At 49.1% G+C, this 20,304-nt stretch carries 18 protein-coding genes; 12 read left to right on the top strand and 6 right to left on the bottom strand.

Translation table 11 applies throughout. The features are described from left to right. The first annotated feature begins 14 nt into the window (after positions 1 to 14). The 3 genes from AB1763_05820 (at position 15) to topA (ending at position 2,799) form a co-directional block, all read left to right on the top strand. Complete coding sequence (locus AB1763_05820) at positions 15 to 293, top strand: hypothetical protein (protein ID MEW5832337.1); 279 nt, start codon at positions 15 to 17, stop codon at positions 291 to 293. 296 nt (positions 294 to 589) lie between these two features. Then, the gene (locus tag AB1763_05815; protein MEW5832336.1) at positions 590 to 724 is read left to right on the top strand and encodes a hypothetical protein; all 135 of its coding nucleotides are present in this window, start codon (positions 590 to 592) and stop codon (positions 722 to 724) included. A 5-nt stretch (positions 725 to 729) separates the two neighbouring features. Further along, positions 730 to 2,799 (top strand): type I DNA topoisomerase, encoded by a 2,070-nt coding sequence (gene topA / locus AB1763_05810; GenBank protein MEW5832335.1) that lies wholly within the window; start codon positions 730 to 732, stop codon positions 2,797 to 2,799. A gap of 20 nt (positions 2,800 to 2,819) precedes the next feature. Here the strand turns inward: topA and AB1763_05805 are convergent, their stop codons facing one another. Then, positions 2,820 to 3,284, bottom strand: coding sequence for a hypothetical protein (locus tag AB1763_05805; GenBank protein ID MEW5832334.1), 465 nt, complete (start codon positions 3,282 to 3,284; stop codon positions 2,820 to 2,822). A gap of 147 nt (positions 3,285 to 3,431) precedes the next feature. Between AB1763_05805 and mobF the strand changes: the two genes are divergently transcribed. Further along, positions 3,432 to 7,955 (top strand): MobF family relaxase, encoded by a 4,524-nt coding sequence (mobF, locus tag AB1763_05800; protein ID MEW5832333.1) that lies wholly within the window; start codon positions 3,432 to 3,434, stop codon positions 7,953 to 7,955. A 3-nt stretch (positions 7,956 to 7,958) separates the two neighbouring features. Here the strand turns inward: mobF and AB1763_05795 are convergent, their stop codons facing one another. Then, positions 7,959 to 8,636: a DUF6710 family protein gene (locus AB1763_05795; protein ID MEW5832332.1), complete on the bottom strand. Its 678-nt coding sequence runs from the start codon at positions 8,634 to 8,636 to the stop codon at positions 7,959 to 7,961. Between the two features lie 75 nt (positions 8,637 to 8,711). Here AB1763_05795 and AB1763_05790 point away from each other — a divergent pair, with 75 nt between their 5' ends. Then, positions 8,712 to 8,900 carry a helix-turn-helix domain-containing protein gene (locus tag AB1763_05790; protein MEW5832331.1) on the top strand — a complete coding sequence of 63 codons (189 nt, stop codon included), beginning with the start codon at positions 8,712 to 8,714 and terminating at the stop codon, positions 8,898 to 8,900. On the opposite strand, the gene AB1763_05785 is transcribed toward AB1763_05790, so the two are convergent. Beyond that, positions 8,897 to 9,589 carry a helix-turn-helix transcriptional regulator gene (locus AB1763_05785; GenBank protein ID MEW5832330.1) on the bottom strand — a complete coding sequence of 231 codons (693 nt, stop codon included), beginning with the start codon at positions 9,587 to 9,589 and terminating at the stop codon, positions 8,897 to 8,899. The two genes, AB1763_05790 and AB1763_05785, sit on opposite strands and share 4 nt — an antisense overlap. Before the next feature lie 157 nt (positions 9,590 to 9,746). On the opposite strand from AB1763_05785, the gene AB1763_05780 reads away from it, so the two are divergent. From AB1763_05780 to AB1763_05770, 3 genes are read left to right on the top strand one after another with little or no spacing between them, the layout of a single operon-like run. Then, positions 9,747 to 10,370: a hypothetical protein gene (locus AB1763_05780; protein ID MEW5832329.1), complete on the top strand. Its 624-nt coding sequence runs from the start codon at positions 9,747 to 9,749 to the stop codon at positions 10,368 to 10,370. A gap of 10 nt (positions 10,371 to 10,380) precedes the next feature. Beyond that, positions 10,381 to 11,184: a helix-turn-helix domain-containing protein gene (locus tag AB1763_05775; GenBank protein ID MEW5832328.1), complete on the top strand. Its 804-nt coding sequence runs from the start codon at positions 10,381 to 10,383 to the stop codon at positions 11,182 to 11,184. After that, positions 11,181 to 11,459, top strand: coding sequence for a helix-turn-helix domain-containing protein (locus AB1763_05770; protein MEW5832327.1), 279 nt, complete (start codon positions 11,181 to 11,183; stop codon positions 11,457 to 11,459). The genes AB1763_05775 and AB1763_05770 overlap by 4 nt, the downstream gene beginning before the upstream one ends. Positions 11,460 to 11,467: 8 nt before the next feature. On the opposite strand, the gene AB1763_05765 is transcribed toward AB1763_05770, so the two are convergent. Next, complete coding sequence (locus AB1763_05765; protein MEW5832326.1) at positions 11,468 to 12,721, bottom strand: Fic family protein; 1,254 nt, start codon at positions 12,719 to 12,721, stop codon at positions 11,468 to 11,470. 280 nt (positions 12,722 to 13,001) lie between these two features. On the opposite strand from AB1763_05765, the gene AB1763_05760 reads away from it, so the two are divergent. The 3 genes from AB1763_05760 to AB1763_05750 are packed head-to-tail and all read left to right on the top strand — an operon-like array spanning position 13,002 to position 15,997. After that, a complete protein-coding gene (locus tag AB1763_05760; protein MEW5832325.1) occupies positions 13,002 to 14,153 on the top strand; it encodes a tyrosine-type recombinase/integrase in 1,152 nt (383 codons plus the stop codon). A gap of 59 nt (positions 14,154 to 14,212) precedes the next feature. Then, complete coding sequence (gene greA / locus AB1763_05755) at positions 14,213 to 14,740, top strand: transcription elongation factor GreA (protein MEW5832324.1); 528 nt, start codon at positions 14,213 to 14,215, stop codon at positions 14,738 to 14,740. A gap of 15 nt (positions 14,741 to 14,755) precedes the next feature. Then, positions 14,756 to 15,997, top strand: coding sequence for an EAL domain-containing protein (locus AB1763_05750; protein MEW5832323.1), 1,242 nt, complete (start codon positions 14,756 to 14,758; stop codon positions 15,995 to 15,997). A gap of 3 nt (positions 15,998 to 16,000) precedes the next feature. On the opposite strand, the gene AB1763_05745 is transcribed toward AB1763_05750, so the two are convergent. Beyond that, the gene (locus tag AB1763_05745; GenBank protein ID MEW5832322.1) at positions 16,001 to 16,456 is read right to left on the bottom strand and encodes an Hsp20/alpha crystallin family protein; all 456 of its coding nucleotides are present in this window, start codon (positions 16,454 to 16,456) and stop codon (positions 16,001 to 16,003) included. Between the two features lie 132 nt (positions 16,457 to 16,588). Between AB1763_05745 and purL the strand changes: the two genes are divergently transcribed. Then, positions 16,589 to 18,802, top strand: a complete 2,214-nt coding sequence (gene purL / locus AB1763_05740) for a phosphoribosylformylglycinamidine synthase subunit PurL (protein ID MEW5832321.1) — start codon at positions 16,589 to 16,591, stop codon at positions 18,800 to 18,802. A 220-nt stretch (positions 18,803 to 19,022) separates the two neighbouring features. On the opposite strand, the gene murA is transcribed toward purL, so the two are convergent. Further along, complete coding sequence (murA, locus tag AB1763_05735; protein ID MEW5832320.1) at positions 19,023 to 20,285, bottom strand: UDP-N-acetylglucosamine 1-carboxyvinyltransferase; 1,263 nt, start codon at positions 20,283 to 20,285, stop codon at positions 19,023 to 19,025. Positions 20,286 to 20,304: the final 19 nt, after the last annotated feature.

Raw genomic sequence — 20,304 nt, 5'->3', positions numbered from 1 at the left:
TATAGGAGTAAAAAATGGACAAAAACGACGCTGAAAATAGAAAAAGAGTGGCCGAAGCATTGAACTATCGTCCGACTGATGAAGACTATGCGAAGGCTCATTCACATATCGTTTATTACGGCTTCAGTATGGCCGGGATTGTCGTGACATTGATGTTGTCAAACTTGATTGCCGAATCAATGGATTCAATTTTGCCTGCATTGATTACGGCGATGGTAGGTGCGATCTTTTCAGTTGAACTTGCGTCTTTCATAAAGGATCTTGCATATGGTAAATTCCTTGATTGTGAATAATCTCCGACCAAAAATTGGTGATTTGGAAACATACCAAATAAAAGATCTCAAAGAGATGGAAGGCGAATATCTTTGCCCTCACTGCTGTGGAACCATACTTTGCGTCGATGAAACAAAGGCCGGTGATGCGGTTTATGAATGTCAGAAGTGTCTTTCTGAAATCTTAGTCATCTCATGATCTATTTTCGGCCATGGGATGGCCGAAATCTTTCTTTTTTTCTTCTACCTCCTACGACAAATCTTCAAGTTTCTCCAATTTTTGAATAGTAAGTGAAAATCAAAACAAAGGACTGAATATGAAAAAATCGATGGTAGCGGCAGCGGCCGCAATGGTGCTCGCAAGCGGAGCAGCCGCGAATGTGGAAGGAGGGATTGATTCCGGAATCGCTTCAGGTACGGCAAGCCGTGCTTCCGTCAATTGGTCGTGGTGAGAAAAATGAGCATCATCATCGTTGAATCACCCAATAAAATCAAGAAAATCCGATCCATTACCGGATCGCAGGTATTTGCGACAGTCGGTCATTTCGCCGATATGCCGCAGAACAGCATGGGACTCGATATGCAAACCTACGAGCCCGAATTCATCATCAACCCGGACAAAGTCGATAACATCGAAAAGATCGTTGCCGCATGCGAAGGCGAGACGGTCTATATTGCGTCCGACGCCGACCGGGAAGGGTACGCGATAGGAATGCTGCTTTATGAGCGCATCAAGGACGTGGCGGATCAATGCTGGCGTCTGGAGATCCGGGAGATCACCGAAAAGGGGATCGCCGAAGCGATGGAAGCGGCTGTCAAATGGGAAGAGACGAACTTCAAATTCTACGATTCGTTCCTCGGCCGCCGCGTCGCGGATCGTCTGGCCGGATATATCCTCTCCCCGCTTGCGTCTTCTTCTTTGAAGGGAAAATTCTCCGTCGGCCGGGTCCAGTCACCTGCGGTTCGTCTGGTTGTTGATCGAGAGCGGGAAATCCGCAATTTTAAACCGACGTCATATTTTACCGTCTCGGCCAAACTCGTTCATGAGGGGAAATCTTTTTCGGCGCAATTCACGGGATACCCAGCTGAAGCGAAGTCATTCGCTACCAAAGAGGAAGCCGAAGAGGCCATCGATGCGGCAAAGCTTGCCAGATATGCGAGTATCGAATCGGTCGAAAAGAAGATTGCGAACCGGGGACCGAAAGCCCCGTTTACGACCGTGGACATGCAGGCGGCCGCTTCAATCTCGCTTTCGATCGCGCCGGAAAAAGCGATGCAGCTTGCCCAGGGACTTTTCGAAGCGGGTTTGATCACCTATCATCGAACCGATTCCGTCCGTCTCTCGGATGAATTCCTGGCCGAAGCGGCGGAATTTGTAAGAAGCAATTTTGGAGGTGAATACGTCCCTGAAAAACCTAAAAAGCACTCGTCGAATTCACAGGCCGAAGCCCATGAAGCGATCCGCCCGACCCATCTTCATCCGCTCGATGAGATCGAGGCGAAAATCAAAGCAGCCGATCTTACGGCCGATCACGCGAAGCTCTATGAGTTGATCTTCAAACGTGCCGTTGCGTCCATGATGAGCGACGCCACCGCCGACGCGACAAGCTATCAGTTCGATATCGGCAGCTTGCCTTTCAAGGCTTCCGGATCCGTGCCGAAATTCCCCGGCTGGACGGCGCTTTACATCGAAGAAAGCGAGGACGAGAAAGAGGCGGAGCAATCTCTTCCGGAGCTTGCCCAGGGTGATCATTGCGAGAAGCAATCAATCGACATTGATTCCAAAATGACAAAAGCCCCCGGACGCTTCACCGAAGCGAGCCTTGTCAAGCAGCTGGAAAAAATGGGAATCGGGCGGCCATCAACTTATGCTTCGATCATCGGCCGGATCAAATCGGCCGGTTACGTCGAGATCGAGAAGAAAAAGCTCAAGGCGACAGAAAACGGCGAACGCCTCATCGACTATCTCAACGAGAACGGCCACGCCTGGGTGATCGATTACGCCACAACCGCGAAAATGGAAGCATACCTCGACAAAGTGGCCGAAGGGATTGCAGGGGCGACGTGGCAAGACTTCGCTAAACGGACTCATGAAAAAATGGGATTCTTTATCCCCGAAGCACGAGAACCCCGCGAAGATCGTGCCCCTTCCAAAAAACAGATCGATCTTGCAAAATCGATCTCGGAGAAAAAGGGGATCAAGCTTCCCGATTCCGTGTTTCAAAGCGGGTTCGAGATGTCAAAGTGGCTGAAAAAAAACATGAGTAAACCAGCGGAGCCGGTGGGGAACTGTAAATGCGGTGGAGCCGTCAAAGAATGGGACAAATCTTTTCAGTGCTCTGGATGCAAAGCAACCGTTTGGAAAGAATTCATGGGTAAAAAACTCACGAAGACTCAGGCGGTCAATCTGCTCAATGGGAAAACAATTACTCTCTCCGGACTAAAGAGTAAAGCCGGTAAAGAGTTCGATGCAAAGGGGAAATTGGCTGAGGGGAAGATTGAGTTGCTTTTTGACAAGAAGAAATAGGGATGATAGCTTCGTGAAAATCAATATCCAACAAGCTTTTTGCCAAGACGCCCACTGCCTGTTTCGATTGAAAAGGAGCCGTCCCATTTAGTAATTGTAACTGCGCTTTTTCCTTTTCCTTTTTTTGTTTCAGAAAAATTATGCATAGTAACTGCAGGTGGCATAGCATCATACTCATATGTCACCAGAATATAGTTGTTGATTTGGCATGAAAGTTTTGAAGCCTTCATAGTTATCTTGTTACCTGTACGATTTGCGCAGTTTGGTATATTTTGATCTGCAGCAGAAGCAAGACACCTGCCGACAGCAAGGATTCCATCAAAATTTTCAGGCTCATTATACGAATTTAAGGAACGGATATTCGAATATTGTTCATTTTCATAATTCCTTAGTTTAACAAAGCAGGAAGTATCATCATTTGCACTCAGAAATTCTCCTACAAATAAAGATGAAACTACTATTAAAACCATCCTTTTGATATTCATGATAGCTCCTTTTATTTTTGAACAGATATTTTATCAACTTATGTAAACTAAATCAATTGCCTTAATGACATCTGATTAGTGTTGGTTGATTGTTCAGTATTCTTAAATTTTTTGAATATAAATGAAATTCAATCAAAAGAGGGTTAAATGGTATCAATGTCAGGTGCAATGGGAGCGGGCTCGGCCAGCTCCTACTTCGAAAAAGACAACTACTACATCAAAGACGGCGAAACGGAAAAAGGGAAGTGGTACGGAGAAGGTGCCGAACGTCTCGGCTTGAAAGGTGAAGTTTCGATGGATCAATTCAAAGCCCTGGAAAACGGCTACGATCCTTCGAAGTTAAACGCTGATCAGATCAAAACACTCGATCAATTCGCAAAAACGGAAGCTTCTCTTCGAGGCCAGCTTGAAAAAGCCATCGATGCGAAAGATACTTCCAAAATTACCGAACTTGCTGCAAAAACTGCCGAACTGAATTCGCTTCGAAAAGAGTTTGATAAAGAAGTCGGACCCGATGCAAAGCTTGTCAAAGACGGTAAAGACGAATACGGCTTCACTACGCACCGGGCGGGGTTCGACATCACCTTTTCGGCCCCAAAGTCCGTAACGATTGCGGGACTTGTCGGAGGGGATGAGCGTGTTATCAAAGCACATGAGGAAGCGGTTAAAACCGCAATGGGATACATACAGGAGAATTTTGCCCAAACGCGTGTAAGAGACGGGGAGGGGGGAAGAGAACGGGTTAACACCGAAAACCTCACGGTCGCCCAATTCAACCACTACACTTCCCGATCCGCCGAAGGGCAAACTCCGGATCCGCAGCTACATACCCATAACTTCGTTTTCAATGCCACCCAAACCGCGGATGGAAAATGGCAAAGTCTCGAACCGCAGCAAATCTACGCAGCTCAAAAATTTGCCGATCAGATATATCAGAACGAGCTGGCCAATAAAATGGAAAAACTCGGATATGCAGTCGAGTGGGAAAAACATGGCCAAAACCACACGATGGAGATCAAGGGAATCTCCCAAGAACTCAAGGATATGTATTCGAAGAGAACGGAGCAGATTGAAAACCATTTAGAGAAAATGGCCGAAGAAAAAGGGCGGGACCTTACAACGGCCGAAAAACAGATCGGGAAGCTCGAAACACGTTCCGCGAAAGAGGCCCAGGACATCAACAAACTTCGGGAAGACTGGAATATCCAGGCAGCCGAACGAGGCTATACGCAAGAGTCTTTGAAAGAGGGCATGAGGGGGCACGAGAGCGATAAGCGGATCGTTGAAAGCGTGAATGGCGCAATCAGCGAAGCGATCAAAACAACGACTGACCAGAAGGCCGTATTTTCCAACCACGACGTGACGTTTGAGGCTCTAAAAGCATCCAGAGGACAGTTTTCTTTGGCAGAGCTCAAAGAAGCGGCGCAAAACTCCAAAGAGCTTGTTTCCTTGAATGCCGCTGACGCGAAAAATGCAAAAACGGAGAAGTTCACGTCAAAAGAAATGGCCGCAGCGGAAGCCCGGATCATCAACGCCGTTGAAAACGGAAAGGATGCTTCTATCCGCCTGCTGAATGCAAACGAATTCAAAGAAGCAGTGCAGGGGAGGGAAAGTTTTTCGGGCCTTACCCAGGGGCAAAAAAAGAGCGTCGAGATGATTGCCACTTCTTCGGATCGTTTTATGGGGATTCAGGGGGATGCCGGAACGGGTAAAACCACAATGTTAAAAGAACTCAAGTCACTCGTTGATGAAAAAATGCCTGGCAAAGTGGAGCTCGTCGGTTTGGCAGCGACAGGGAAAGCGGCCTCAGAGATCGAAGCGGCTTCCGGTGTCAAGTCCCAAACAATTGACTCTTTTTTAGGCAAAGAGACGATCAAAGCCGAAGAGGGGAAGCAACAGATTTGGGTTGTGGATGAAGCCTCGATGCTCGGAACCAAAAAAATGGACGCGATCATGGACCGGGCGGAAAAAGCAGGGGCGCGGGTCGTATTTGTCGGGGATGATAAGCAGCTCAAGGCGGTGGATGCAGGGGATATGTTTGGAAAACTCCAGGAAGAGGGAAAGATGCAGTTTTCGGTTATGGATGAATCCCTTCGCCAAAAAACGGATACGACCAAAGAAGTCGTCCAGGCATTTAAAGACGTTGCCCAACTCGAAAAAGGGATGGAGCGTCTGCAAAGCGAAGGGCGGATCGTCGAAGCAAAAGCAGAGACGAACGAGAAGGGAATCGAAGTTCGGGACATGCAGCCGGTGAAAGAGCAGCTTGTGACAAACGCCGTCAACGATTACACTGAAAAGGGACTCAATTCAACCATCGTATTGACCTCGACCAACAAAGAAAAAAGTGAATTCAATGACGCGATCCGCTCAAAGCTTCAAGAGAATGGCAAGATTGGCAAAGACGATCGTCAGATTAAAACCCTTGAACAAAAATCTCTCAATCAACACGATGCAAAACTGGCGATGAGTTACGAGAAAGGAGATATTCTTGTCAGCAAGGGAATGCAGGGGGATATCAAAGCCGGAATGCAAACTCGGATCGTTGACACTTCAAAAGATGCGAATCAACTGAAAGTTGAGTACACGCGTCAAGACGGCGTTACGGTCCAGAAATGGATCGATGCCGAAAAGGCAGCCAAATTTACCGCATACACCGAAAAAGAGAAAAGTTTTTCGACCGGAGAAAAAATCAGCTTTACGAAAAACGATAAAGATCTCGGAGTCAAAAACGGCGAAACGGCTATCATCACGTCAATCGCGGAAGACGGTAAAATCACCGCGACGATGGAAGGGGGTAAAGCCGTAACATTCGACTCAAAAACCTACCAGAACATCGATCATGCTTACGCCATGACGACGTACAAATCCCAGGGGCAATCGGTCGATAACGTTCACGTTTACGCCCACAGCAAAGAAGGGATCAACAACCACAATGCCGGTTACGTCCAAATGTCACGGGCAAAACAGGAGTTGACCCTTTACACCGACAACGCGCAGGCATTGACCGAAAAATACAAGGAAACCCAGCTCAAAGAAAACGCCAGCGACTACAAAGACGTCAAAGAGTACCTCGAAGAAAGACCCCAGGAACAAAAACCCGAAAACGTCTCCCTTGAAGGCAAAGAAGAAGTTGTCAAGATCGATTTTGAGAAGCTGAATGAAAACCGAATCATCGAAGGGGCGAAAGAGCTGCAACAGCAGTCCAAAGATCAAATCGCGTCTCTTCGCGAACAAAGGGATAATCTTTACAAGGGCCTTCAAGGCTTCAACGAGAAACAAGCAGCAATGGCAGCCTCTTTGAATTCTCAACTTTCCGCCTTGCCAAAAGCGAAACGGGAAGCGGTTATTTCACAACGTTTGGGGGGGCAATACAAAGCGCAGGTTTACGCGAAAGTCCGTAAGGAGCAAGCAAGTATCAAAACCCAGATTAACACCGAAAAGCTTCGGCAGGCCGAAGGCAAACTCCTCGAAAAGGGGGAACTCAATCCCAAAGAGGCAATTGTCCGGGCGATCGAGGGGAAATATTATTCGAAGGAATTTCGAAATTCGATCTCTATGATCGAAAAACGGATGGGGCAGCTCGAAAAGCAGGGACTCGTCACAAAAGAGGGGGATACCTACAAGCTCGCCGTATCCCGTGAAGATTTCAGCCGGTCGATGACCAGCGGAAAGATGCAAGCAGATCGCGCAAAGCTTGCAGAAGTCAAATTTAAGGATGGCGAAGGGTTTGCCAAAGAGTTTGACCGCTTTATGGATCATCAAACGAATCTTTCGTTCAAACAGATCTCCAGAGATGCAAAGGGGATCTATTACAGCATGCTCAAAGGGACCTCTACCGCCGGATTTTATGGCAAGAACAATTGGGAGATGGCAGCGCTTGATAAACTGACTCGTCAGGTTGTGGCTGCTGGGATGGCTGTCGCCGGAGCTGCGGCGATGTTTGCCACTCGTGCCGGGATACGTGTCGCTTACGGTATTGCAAAAGCGACTGTCGGCGGTACAGTTAAAGCGATCGGGGCCATGAGCGAAAAAGTGGGCGAAGCCATTAAAGAGCAGCACGACAAGAATCTTCACCGGGAATACAAAGAGAACAATTTTAAAGACCCGCATCGTTCCGAAAAGCATGAACACAAAAATCATCATGATGACAAACACAAGTCCTTTGAGGAAAGGGTTGAGACTTTGAAAGCGACGAAAGAACCTGAAAAAGCGGGCGACAAGAGTTTTTCTGAAAAGGTGGACTCGCTTAGAACCGAAAAAGAAGCAACCAGAGAAAATAGTGAACCAAAAATGACCCTCGTTAAAGCCGATAAGCTCGATAAGGAATCAGCACAGCAAATCGACGAGAAAGGGTTAAAGAACGATCAAGAGGCTGTCAAATCATCGACCGATGAGAAAACCAAAGACGGTATGGAAACAGCGGCAAAAACCGACGATACCGGCAAAACGGAAAGCAAAACCGTGGAATCTAAAGGGAAAACCTTCGATGAAAAAGTTGATGAGCTTCGCGGATCGAAAGATGAATCAAAAGGGCAGGAAACATCTCAAAATGATAAAGAGCTCGAAAAAACATCCGAGATCAGCGCAAGCGGGGAAGATCGCCATGATCGTGACGATCGATCGGGTTCAGAAGGCATGGAACACGAAAGGGAAGAGGAGAGATCGAGATAGTTATTATTGTTGGCAACTCTTTGAAATTATTCGACCAATTTCAAAGATGGCCGCGATTTCAACGTTAGGTACTTTCGCAATTTTTTTCTTGTTGTCAATACGGTAAAAATATACCCCATCAGTATCAACGTATTTGTATATTTCGGATATATCGAACGCAGCATATTCTTTGATTTCTCCATGGCATTTGATGATACCGTTTGTGATTGAATGGTTGCCTTGATTAGTCCATCCGATGTGAACCGGATACCAATATTCCACTATGTGATTTGAGTCTTGTTGCCATTGACCAAGTTGAATGCCGGTAAAGATACGGCTCATAGAATCATCATTCCATGGCTGTGTAAAAATAATGTCTGAGCCGAGGCGGAGAGGTGTTGAAGAGGGCAAGGGCTTTTTAAGATCAAACAAACGTTCATTGAAGGTATTAATCGGAATGAATTGATCAAAGAACAGATCGTTAAAATCAAAAAAATTGTCAAGACGTTGGCGTGTTGTAACTTTAAGCATTATTTTTGATTGATATTGACGAGCAAGAAGTTTGATGTAATCTTCAAGGCCACGTGGATCATGGTCATTGATCTTGTAGGCCAGGTTCATAATAGCTTCAAATCGCTTGATTTGTTGCTTATTGGGGAAAAAACAATTGGTGAATCGTGTTTTTAATCTCGTTAGGAACATAGATGTATTTTACTTTATAGTTGACATTTTTTGAATAGTGATCATAAATCCAAAATTTATACAAAAAGGTACAAGATGACATTTTTAAAAGATACAGAAGTGGCTGAGATGATCAATGTGAGCGTGCATACTTTACGTACATGGAGAGAACGGGGCAGAGGCCCAAAATATATCAAGGCTGAGGGAAAGCGGGGGGCCGTTCGGTATGAGCTTGATGATGTCTTGAAATGGATTGAAGAATCGAGAGATCGAGCACGAACTTAATTGTCCGTTTTGGAAAATCCTCTTCGTACAAATGCAAGTATTTTTTCATTAGTCGAAATCGTTTCGCTTGCTTTTGGCGTTAGTTGCTTTAGGGCTTCAATAAAAGTGTCACTGTGCTCCAGGATAAAAGTACAAGATTCATCTGGCCAACTTTCAACGAATTTGGCGATGAAATCTCTTTCGCCTTGTGTAATTAGCCATTTTGTGAGAGAAAATCCTTTTTTAGCGGCGGTGATGAGTTTTTCTTTCGGGCTGCTATCTGAAGTATCACGGGCAGCTTTTTCAACGATACTCCAAATACGTATAGTCGCCCCAAGATCATTGATGATTATGAGATTTTTAGCTTTCTCAAAAAGTGGCAGATCTTTCACTTCTTTTAATAAACTACTCACTAAGTATTTTGCTATTTTGGTGTTTATTGATTTAATCATTTCTTCAAGGATTTCAGTTTCAACTTCTGCGTGTTCATCTTCTGGGCATATATTTTTTAAGATATCAAAATAGGGTGAAAAAATTGTATCAAGTCCGATTCGACTACCGGTGCCAGCTATAAGCCAGTCTAAACTTACATCGAATTTTTTATGAATCTCTAGTAAAACATTTAAGTCTGGTTGACGTTCTTCTTTTTCGTATCTAGTATATGTTCGCAACCCTATTCCAATAATATTGGCAAATTCAGATTGGGACATGCTTCCACGAGTTATTTTTAGGCGTTCAGCAAAAGACAAATAATCTCCAATTGAGCCCTGTTGGGCTTGACAAATATGCCCGATCGGGCTAAAATACTTTTATTACTCAAACAAACGCCCCTCAGCTTTGGTCGGTCGGGGGGCGAACGGAGGAACCATGTTAACTAGCCCTCACAGGGTGAATTCTACCCAAAAAACCCTTCAAAGTGCGATTGACGATTTAATCGTCGCTCGTTTCCCCTCAGCGAAAGAGCTTCGCGAAAACGCGGATGTCGTCGCGGAGCTGCTGCGCGACTCGATCGAAGAGTTCGCGCTACGGATCGGACTATCCGGCTACCGTTTTCACGAGGCCTATAGTTCGGCTGTACGGATTACTCTCGTAACGCTCGATAAACCGCAGCTGCGCGGCGTCTGCCGCTTCAAAACAATGCCTGTACGGATCGCCCTGCGGTGGCTAAAATCACGGCTGTTAAATAACGTTAAGACCGTTCTCACGGACCCGAATTCGGCGGAATGGCTCGGCCACCTTGACCACGAGGATTGGGAGACTGTTACTTTGGGTAACGCCGAGATCGAAGCGGAATTCGCGGGGATCACCCGCGAGCAGGCCATTTTCGGTCTTTTCGAGCGCTTCAAGGACGGTGCCGACATCGGCGAGCTCGAATACCTCGCCGAACGGCTTGGGATTGACCTCAAAAAGGTGATCGGCCGGCACGAAGTGCCCGTGGTTTGTGAAAAAACGCAAAATGGGAACGCTCAAATGGCGTTCGATCTTGATTGAGGGGGACGCGATGAAATACACCCTGAACATAAATCAACAACAAGCCATTGCGCTTGGGCTCAAAAACGCAACTGAGGCGATCATTTTTGGGATGATTTGCGATTGTGCAACGTGGGCGGAGCCAGTTATCATCGATAGCGAGGTCTTTTATTGGACTTCAAGAAGTAAGTTTGTCAGCGATCTCCCCTTGCTCGATCTTAAGGTTGATACCGTTTATCGATATTTAAAATCTCTTGAGAAATTAGGACTTATATCCTATAAAAAACAGGGGGTTAAGGATTGCGTAAAATTAACCAAACTCGGCAAAAGTTACTATGTCGGAAAAAAATCCGAATCCGAAGATTTTGCTATGTCGGAAAAAAATCCGACCAAACTCGGAAAAAAATCCGAAAATGACTCGGAAAAAAATCCGACATATTCTTCAATTAGTTCTTATTCATCAATTAATCATTCCTCCTCTACTCCTCCACCGATTGAGGAAGAAGAGGGGGTAGTATCGGCAGAGGTTGTCCCCCACGATCCGTACTTGGAGATCCCTGAAGAGGGGATGCAGGGGTTGACGCGCGAGCAGATCGTTTTCGGGGTCGAGCACCTCGTTGCGCTGCATGCGGGAGATGAGGAATCCTATCGGAAAAGCCTCCTCTGGGAGATCCTCTCCGGGAGAGGCCGCACCCTCCGGAACATCCGCCGTCAGCTCGCCCCTCGCCCCGGCCGCCGGACCGGTTCAAACCGCGCCCCGGTGCTCCCGGCGGGGATCGACGTTTTTGAACTGTACGAAGCCCGCTCGGGCGAGCTTCCAGGGGGTGAAACATGATGTTCGAAGCCCAGCTCCTCGCGGCTCTTTCGGAGATCCGGGGCAAGCTCGATCAGGCGCTTTCGGAAATCGAGGGCTTGAAGGCCGAACGGGATCGGGATTTCGCAACTCTTGGCGAGGTCGCAGGGATTTTCGGAGTCTCCGAAACCGCAATCCGAAAGAAGATCAACTCAGGTGAGCTCGATCCTATGCTCGACATTCGTCGCTCCGGGAATCGAACCTACATCAAGCGGTCTGCGCTCTCGAAGCTCCATTTTCGGAAGAAGGCCTCTTAGTATCTGCCTTATTGTTTTTTTGGTCTTCCTCGACCTTTTTTAGGCTCTGCCGGTTGTCCTTCTTCTGCGATTGGGAAAAGATCAGGAAAAATATAAGATGCCATGTGCATCGTGATGCGTAAGGAAATAGGCCCTTTGACCGAATCCGAAGCGATAACCCCTGCGTCGGAAAGTTCGCGAAAGAGGGTAGTCCCGGTTCTTTCACTGATCCCAAGCGCAGATATGATAGCCTTTTTTTGGCTGGAGCCGTACAGCAAAAGATGTTTGAAAACCCCTTCTGTGTATTTTGGCAAAGGTTGAATGCCAAACATTCCGGATCTGGAGAGAATCACGTAGTTTTCAATTCTATGGCTGAGTTTGTCCATCTTCAAACATCCGCCCATGAATTGCACTTGATCAAGGGCAATATCAAGCATATATTCGACAAAATGCGTCAATGCCATGAGTGACAGAGGCCCCCGGCCATCGGTTGCTCCTTGACGTTCCATATCGGCATACTGCAATGCTTTCTTGTAGTCATCAACACTTCTGGCAAGACCTCGTGACATATTCCATAACCCATATCCTTGGAGTCCAGATGACAGAATGGCAGCATCCAATGCGAGTCGAGAGGTTCTACCATTCCCGTCCAAAAAAGGGTGAATCCATACGAGGCGGTGATGTGAAGAGAGTGCATATAGCAATTTGGCAGAGTGCGGTAGATGTTTGGCAGCTCTTTCGTAAAGATGCTGGAATTCTCTCATCAATCCCGGGACGGCATCTGCTTTCGGTGCAACATGCTTCCCGATATAAACGTCGTGTTCCCGAAGTTCGCCCGGCGTCATTCGAATGGTTTGCTGTTCCATCTCATTCATTACATCAAGGAACGAATCCAACTGAGGATCGGCATAGAAGTTTCGATGGATACTTTTGACGAATTCTACATCAAACGGAGATATCCCACTTGTAATCAGTGTCTCTATCTCTTTTTGGGTGCGGATATGGGAGAGCGAAAGAAGCTGAAGATTCTTTTCTTTTGCATCCTCCCTGAATTCTTTTTTCATGGCTTTTTCGATGTTGATTGGATGGGTTCCCTCTGATTCGATTCGATTGGAATAATAGCTATTGGTGATACGAAGCAACTCTCGAACTTCATCAAGAAGGTTTTGATTGTGGCCGCCGGTCAGAATAGCACTTTGTTCGCAAACAGCTTCGGCTCTCTCGATTAGATGTGGGGGAAGAGTACCTTTTAAATCTGTGGGTGCAATCGGCGTGAAATGCATGGCATACTCCAGCGTGAAATGCTAAATTATACAATAATATTGCGGGTTTTGTTGCGTGTAATATTCTGCGTTTTATAGGATTTTGTAGATATGTTTGTAAAAAAATAATGCGGGTTTGGTTGCGGGAATAAAGCAATAAAAAAATGTATTCAAGTAAGAGGTGGTATGTCAATACGATTTTTGCGAAATTTGAATAGGGATAAGAAACCTAATACAAAGGCTTAATATGACATCTGTTACAATCTCTCGCCCACAAAGCATCGCCCCACAAGGAGGCGAAATGAAATATCGAAATTGCCGGGAACGAGACGGGATCGTCCATCTGGACGTCACCGTGGATGGAAAGCGGATTCGGCGAAGCACCGGGCGCCCGGCGACCCCCGCCAATCTCAAGTTTGTGGAGAAAAATTGGCAGGCAGAGTTGGAAAGGCTTCTTGGGAAAAAGTCTCTGGATGTCCAGCCGGACGTGACGGTCAAAGCGTATGGGAGACGTTCGATAGAAGCGAACAAAGGCTTTAGAAAAGCGCTCACTACTCGAGATTACCAAAGAACTTTTGAAAAGCACGTCGTTCCTACTTTTGGCTCGCTTTCGCTGGATGCTATCTCGCCCAGCGACCTCAAGGCGTGGCTCTCGCGGTTGCAAGAATCAGGGCTCTCCGGAAAGCGGATCCACACTATCCGAATCGTTTTTCAGGGGATTTTGAAAGATGCCGTCAACGATGGACTCATTCCAAAAAACCCGTTTACCGGAATCAAGGGATTTTCGCGAAAAGCGCTGAATGATATCCACCCTTTCACGCTTCCGGAAATTGAATATATTCTTCAGAATGCCCAGGGAAAGTTCAAAGCGTTCTTGACCGTCGCTTTTTTTACCGGTATGCGAACTGGGGAACTTATCGCGTTAAAGTGGCCGGACATCAATTTCAAGAGCATGAAAATCACCGTGCGTCATTCGATTCGGGGTAATATTGAAACTGACACGAAAACGGGAGTTGTGAGAACAATTGATATGCTCCCTCCGGTTGCCGAAGCGCTGAAGGAGCAATTCAAACGCACGGGGCTGGCCGGAGGCTATGTTTTCCTCAACCGATTCGGAAAACATTACGCCGGATCATTGACGCTCGGGCAAGAGCATTGGAAACCTCTCTTGAAACGATTGATGCTTGATCATCGAGCCCTTTATCAAACCCGTCACTCGTTTGCGACGATGATGATCTCAAAGGGGGAAGATGTGATCTGGGTTTCGAGAATGATGGGGCACGCCAACCCCTCCATTACGTTGTCTATCTATTCCAGATATCGCGAAGAGCCGGTCGTGAAACGTGCCGCTTTCCTGGATGAAATTGATGTCTTTGGGGAAAAAGACGCACGAAACGAGCGTCACGTTCTTGTCACGCAGTCAAATTCTGCACAAAAAAAGAATTACGCTTAATGCTGTCAAATCCCTGTTTTCAGGGGTTTGAAAAGCCTAATCGGAAAGGAGAAAAATTAATGCACAAGGAACCGATGACGCCGCGCGGATACGATGAACTGCTGCGGGAGTTCAAGTATCTCAAAGAGGTGGAAAAGCCCCGTGTCAACCGGGAAAAACAGCGTGCCGCGGAACTCGGGGACCGGAGTGAAAACGCCGAATACCATGCGGCCAAAGAGAAGCTCCGCCATATCGACAAGCGTCTTTTCTATCTCAATGCAATGATCGAAAAAGCCCAGATTATCGATCCTCTTTCCCTCGATCATGCCCGGGTCCATTTCGGTGCGACGGTCGACATCTGCGACGTCGAGAGCGACGAAGAGTTCGCGTACACGATTTGCGGAACGCTCGAAAGCGAGCCGGAAAACGGCCTGATTTCGGTCCATTCGCCTCTGGCGCGGGCATTGCTTGGAAAAGAGGAGGGGGATGAATTGAGTGTTCGGCTTCCCGCGGGACAAAAAAGTTACGAAGTGCTTCGTATTCGCTGCACCGATCTGTTCGAACTGAAAAAAAACCATCGGACCGAAGACGATTTCGGATTTCGTTAAGGAAAGGGGAAGCGGATGAGTCTGATCGGCCGGCAGAGCATCAGCGATAAGCATTACCGGATGTTCGGATACGACATCATGTTCCGCGACGATTCGGCGGATGCGAGCCGACCGACCGATGTATCGGTCTCGGCGTCGGTACTGGACCGGGTCATGAACGAAATCGGACCCGAGAACGCCGTCGGCGGATACCGCGGACTGCTGAAAATCGACCGGGAATTTCTCGAAAACGACATCGTCGAAACGATTCCCTCCCAAAAATTCGTACTGATGGTGCTCGAATCGTCACTGGGCGACCCGCATCTGATGGAAGTTCTTAAGCGGCGCTATGTACAGGGTTTCCGTTTCGGCATCAACGATACCGCGATCAACGAAGCCAATCTCGAACGGATCGAAGCGCTTTCCCCCTGGATCGACATCGTCAAAATCGATACGCTGCGAACCGTGAAACGGTGGGCCCAAGAGGGGATCGATCGGCTTCATCGCAAGGGAAAAAAAGTGATCGCTTCGAAAGTCGAAACCCACGCGATGTTCGAATTTTACAAATCGCTCGGCTGCGATTATTTCCAGGGGTATTACCTCAAACGCCCCCACGTCGTGCAGGGGGAATCGCTGAGCCCTTCAAGGGAACAGGCGCTGATGATCTGGAATCTTCTTCAAAACGATGCCGACATTGCCGAAATCGTTTCGGCCCTGGAAAAAAACCATGTCCTATCGCTCCAGCTGATGCGGTTTCTGAACTCCTCGTATTTTTCGTTTCGCGCGCCGATTACGTCGATTCGGCAGATCATTTCGCTCATCGGGCGCAAAGCGCTGGCCAATTGGCTGATGCTTCTCATCGCGGCTTTCCGGACCGTCGGGGGAGCCAATCACCCGCTGTTGCTGATGGTGATCAACCGTACCGAGATCATGACGGGGTTGCTGAAACTGAGTCGGCCCGACGCGTCGCAGGAAAAAATTGATACGGCGTATCTGGTGGGGATGCTTTCGCTGATCCATCTGCTGTTGAACATGTCGCATCGGGAGTTTTTGCACAAAATCAACGTGTCCCCCGAAATCGAGGAGGCGATGTTCGAAGCGCAGGGGGAATGGGGGGAGTTGCTGACGGTAACGCGGCACATCGAAAACACCGATTACGAGGCGATCCGACCGTTTATGGAACGATACCGGATCGATCCGAAAAAAATGGATCGCCTGATGGCGGATGCGATGGAAAAAGTCAATCGGTTCGACGAACTGCTGAACCAGGAATTCTAGCGGTTATTTGACCTCGATTCGTTTCGATACCTTTTTCCCCGTTTTGGGTACGGTAACGGTCAGAACGCCGTTTTTCGAACTTGCTTCGATCGCGTCGAGATTGGCATCGGGGGGGAGGAGGAAGCTTTGCTGGAATCGGGCATAGCTACGCTCGGACGACTCTTTGCCGGTACTCTCCTCTTTACGCTCTCCCGACACGCTCAGACGGTTGCCCGACGTTTCGACTTTGATCTCTTTTTTGTCGATCCCCGGAAGGTCGATCGTGATGAGGTAGCGTTTGTCGTCTTCCTGCATCGTCGATGCGTAGCCGTTCGCCCTCGGGTAGGAACGGTTGAAAAAATTTTCCATCTCTTCGATTCCCCAAAACGGGCAACCCGCAGTACACGGTTTGGTCGGGGCTGCCGCCAGCAAGAGGGGCGCAGCGGCCAAAGCGATGACAAGACGTTTGGATACATGCATGGGTACAAACCTCCGATAATGATTTTAGAGTGATAATGTAAATCGGTTTGGTAAATCGACAGCAAATTAAGGGGGCGCTTGATTACCCTTTGGTATAATCGCGCCACTATTTATTTCTATAAGGAATTTGCCGTGAGCACTCCACTTCCAGATATCGAAAAAGTTCTCAAGCAGCACAAGCTGTCGACGGGTGACTACGAACACATCAAAAAAATTCTCGGACGCGAACCGAATCTCGTCGAAATCGGTATTTTTTCGGCAATGTGGAGCGAACACTGCAGCTACAAATCTTCCAAAAAACACCTGAGCGGCTTTCCGACGAAAGCGCCGTGGGTCATCCAGGGACCGGGTGAAAACGCCGGGGTAATCGATATCGGCGGCGGCTATGCCGCGGTCTTTAAAATGGAAAGCCACAACCACCCCAGCTTTATCGAACCGTATCAGGGAGCCGCGACGGGCGTGGGTGGAATCATGCGCGACGTCTTTACGATGGGGGCCCGCCCGATCGCGAACCTGAATGCACTCCGTTTCGGAAACGTCCTGAACAACGATGATGTGAGCAAGCACCAGCGTTTCCTCGTGCGCGGCGTCGTCTCGGGGATCGGCGGATACGGCAACTGCATGGGGGTTCCGACCATCGGCGGCGAGACGAGCTTCGATGAGTGCTACAACGGCAACATCCTCGTCAATGCGTTTACCCTCGGTCTGGCGAAAAGCGACGAGATTTTCTACGGACGTGCCGAAGGGATCGGAAACCCCGTCATCTACGTCGGCTCCAAAACGGGGCGCGACGGCCTGGGCGGCGCGGTGATGAGTAGCGACAGCTTCACCGAAGCGTCCAAAAGCCTCCGCCCGACAGTACAGGTGGGGGATCCGTTCACCGAAAAACTGCTTCTCGAAGCGTGTCTGGAACTCTTCAAAACCGATTACGTCGTCGGGATTCAGGACATGGGTGCCGCAGGCCTCACCTCCAGCTCGTTCGAGATGGCCGGACGCGCCGGAAGCGGTATGATCATGCACCTGGACAAAGTTCCGGCGCGCGAAGAGGGAATGCAGCCCTATGAATTCATGCTCTCCGAATCGCAGGAGCGGATGCTCATCTGTGCGAAAAAAGGGTCCGAGCAGGCGATTATCGATATTTTCGAAAAATGGGACCTCGACTGCGCCGTGATCGGTGAAGTCACCGCGACGGGGAAAATGGAGCTGTTCTGGCACGGCGAAAAATGCGCCGAAGTCCCCGTCGATCCGGTGAGCGAGGAAGCCCCGGTACTCGATCGTCCGATGTCTGAGCCCAAGTACCTCTCCGAGATCAAAAATGTCAAACTCTCTGATTTTGAAGCGGTCGGCAACCAAGCCGCGTTCGAAAAACTGATTTCTTCGATGGAGGTCGTCGACAAAGGGTGGATCTATCAGCAGTACGACTCGATGGTACAAACCAACACGATCAAAAAAGGGGGCGAACTCGACGCTTCCGTGATCCGTGTTAAGGAAAACGGCGTTGCATTGGCGATGAGTGCCGATTGTAACGTCCGCTACTGCTACATTGATCCTAAAGCCGGAGCCGCGGCTGCCGTCATCGAGAGCGGCCGTAACGTCGCGATGAGCGGTGCGACCCCCAAAGCGATCACCGACTGTCTGAACTACGGAAACCCCGAAAACCCCGAAGTGATGTGGCAGTTTGCGCAAGGGTGTCTGGGGATTAAGGAAGCGTGTGCCGAACTCAACACCCCCGTCATCGGCGGTAACGTGTCGCTCTACAACGAAACGAACGGCAAATCGGTCTTCCCGACCCCTTCCATCGCGATGGTGGGCGTTAACGAAGACCAGAATAAAGTATTGCTCTCTTCGTTCCAGAAAGAGGGGAACGTCCTCTATCTCGTCGGCGAAAGCAAAAGCGAGTTCGGCGGATCGCTGTACATGAAAGAACTTTACAACGTCGTTGCCGGAACGATCCCCGAGATTGACTACGACAAAGAGCGTGCTTTGTGGAACCTCGTGATCGAAGCGAATAAAAAAGGGCTGCTCGCTTCGGCCAAAGACTGCAGCGCCGGCGGGGCCGCGATCGCACTGGCGAAAATGGCCTGCGTCAGCGCCAAAGGGGTCAAAGCCTCCATCAACGTCGCCGATAGCCGCGACATTTTCGCCGAGAGCATGAGTCGCGCGATCATCGAAGTCGCGCCGGAAAACTGCGCCGCGTTCGAAGCGATGGTCGGGACTCTGGCCTGCCAGAAAATCGGAACGGTCGGCGGCGATACGTTTGCCCTCAACGACGTGGCGATGAATCTTGCCGCAATGCGCGATGTCTACTACAACACCTTCAAAAAAGTGATCGAAGGGGATCTGTAACCCTTCGCCTCTCTCTTCCCCGGGATGGGGAAAAATTCTTCTTTCGATACCTTTGCTTTGGCATACTTTTTGCATGCATCCGGATATGAAAAAGCTATTGAGAAAAATTTTTCGCAAACGCTCAAAACGTTATTGCGAGTACTACATTACGAATCTGGCATATCGCTGCGGAGAGTAAAAGAAGGGGAAGTTTCCCGCAAACGCGGGAAAGCGGTCGATTCTATTCTTTGAGGCGGTCGATCGTCGCGCCGAGTGCGCGAAGTTTTTGTTCGAGGTTTTCGTATCCGCGGTCGAGGTGGTAGATGCGGTGGACGTTGGTCGTCCCTTCCGCAGCCATTCCGGCCAGGACGAGGGCACTGGAGGCGCGAAGGTCGGTGGCCATCACGTCAGCCCCGAAGAGTTCGGACGGACCGATAACCGTGGCCGTATGGCCGCTGAGTTTGATTTCGGAACCCAGACGCTGCAATTCACTGACGTGCATAAAACGGTTTTCAAACAGGCGCTCTTCGATAGTGCTCGCTCCATTGGCACGGACGGCGAGGGCCATGAACTGCGCTTGCATATCGGTCGGGAACGCAGGGTATTCCTGGGTGATGATATCAACGGGTTTGAGTTTTTCGGCAGGATGGATCGTCATCGTCGTTTCGCCGATGTCGAACGTGCATCCCATCTGCTCAAGTTTTGCGGTGACGGCGTCGAGATGGTCGGGGCGTACTTTTTCAAGGGTGATCGACGAATCGGTGATGGCGGCGGCACACAGATAGGTCCCCGCTTCGATCCGGTCGGGGATCACTTCGAAATCGATCATGTCGATCGTTTTCCCCCCGGTTCCCATGATCACCAGTTCGGAAGTACCGATACCGCGAATGTCGATTCCGCTGTCGCGGAGGATTTCGCACAGCTGGACGACTTCGGGTTCGCGCGCGGCGTTTTGTATCACCGTTTTGCCGTGAGCGAGTGCTGCGGCCATGACGATGTTGGCCGTTCCGGTCACGGTGATTTTATCGAATACGATGTGCGCCCCTTTGAGCCCTTCGGGCGCCACGGCATGGACGTATCCCGCGTGGATCGTGATTTGCGCTCCCATCTGTTCGAGCGCTTTGAGGTGCAGGTCGATGGGGCGCTGCCCGATGGCGCATCCGCCCGGAAGCGAAACTTCGCAATGGCCGAAGCGAGCCAGCAGGGGGCCCAGGACAAGGATTGACGCGCGCATCGTTTTGACGATGTCGTAATTGGCCATAGTATGGTTGACCGTCGAGGTGTCGATCGTGAGGGTATGGTTTTCCAGGTTGCAAGAAGCGCCCAGATTCTGGAGCAGTTTGAGCAGCGTTTTGATGTCCGCGACTTCGGGCATGTTGGTCATCGTGACTTTATTGTGTGCCAGCAATGCCAGCGTGATAAGGGGCAGTGCGGCATTTTTCGCGCCGGAGATCACAACGGTGCCCTGGAGCTTTGTGGGGCCTTGAATGCGTAAATAGTCCATGAAAATCCCATATAAAAAA

This window comes from Campylobacterota bacterium (genome assembly GCA_040752835.1).
Lineage (GTDB): Bacteria > Campylobacterota > Campylobacteria > Campylobacterales > Sulfurimonadaceae > Sulfuricurvum.
The sequence above is the reverse complement of the archived record's forward strand: the minus strand, read 5'-3'. Positions and strand labels throughout refer to the sequence as shown.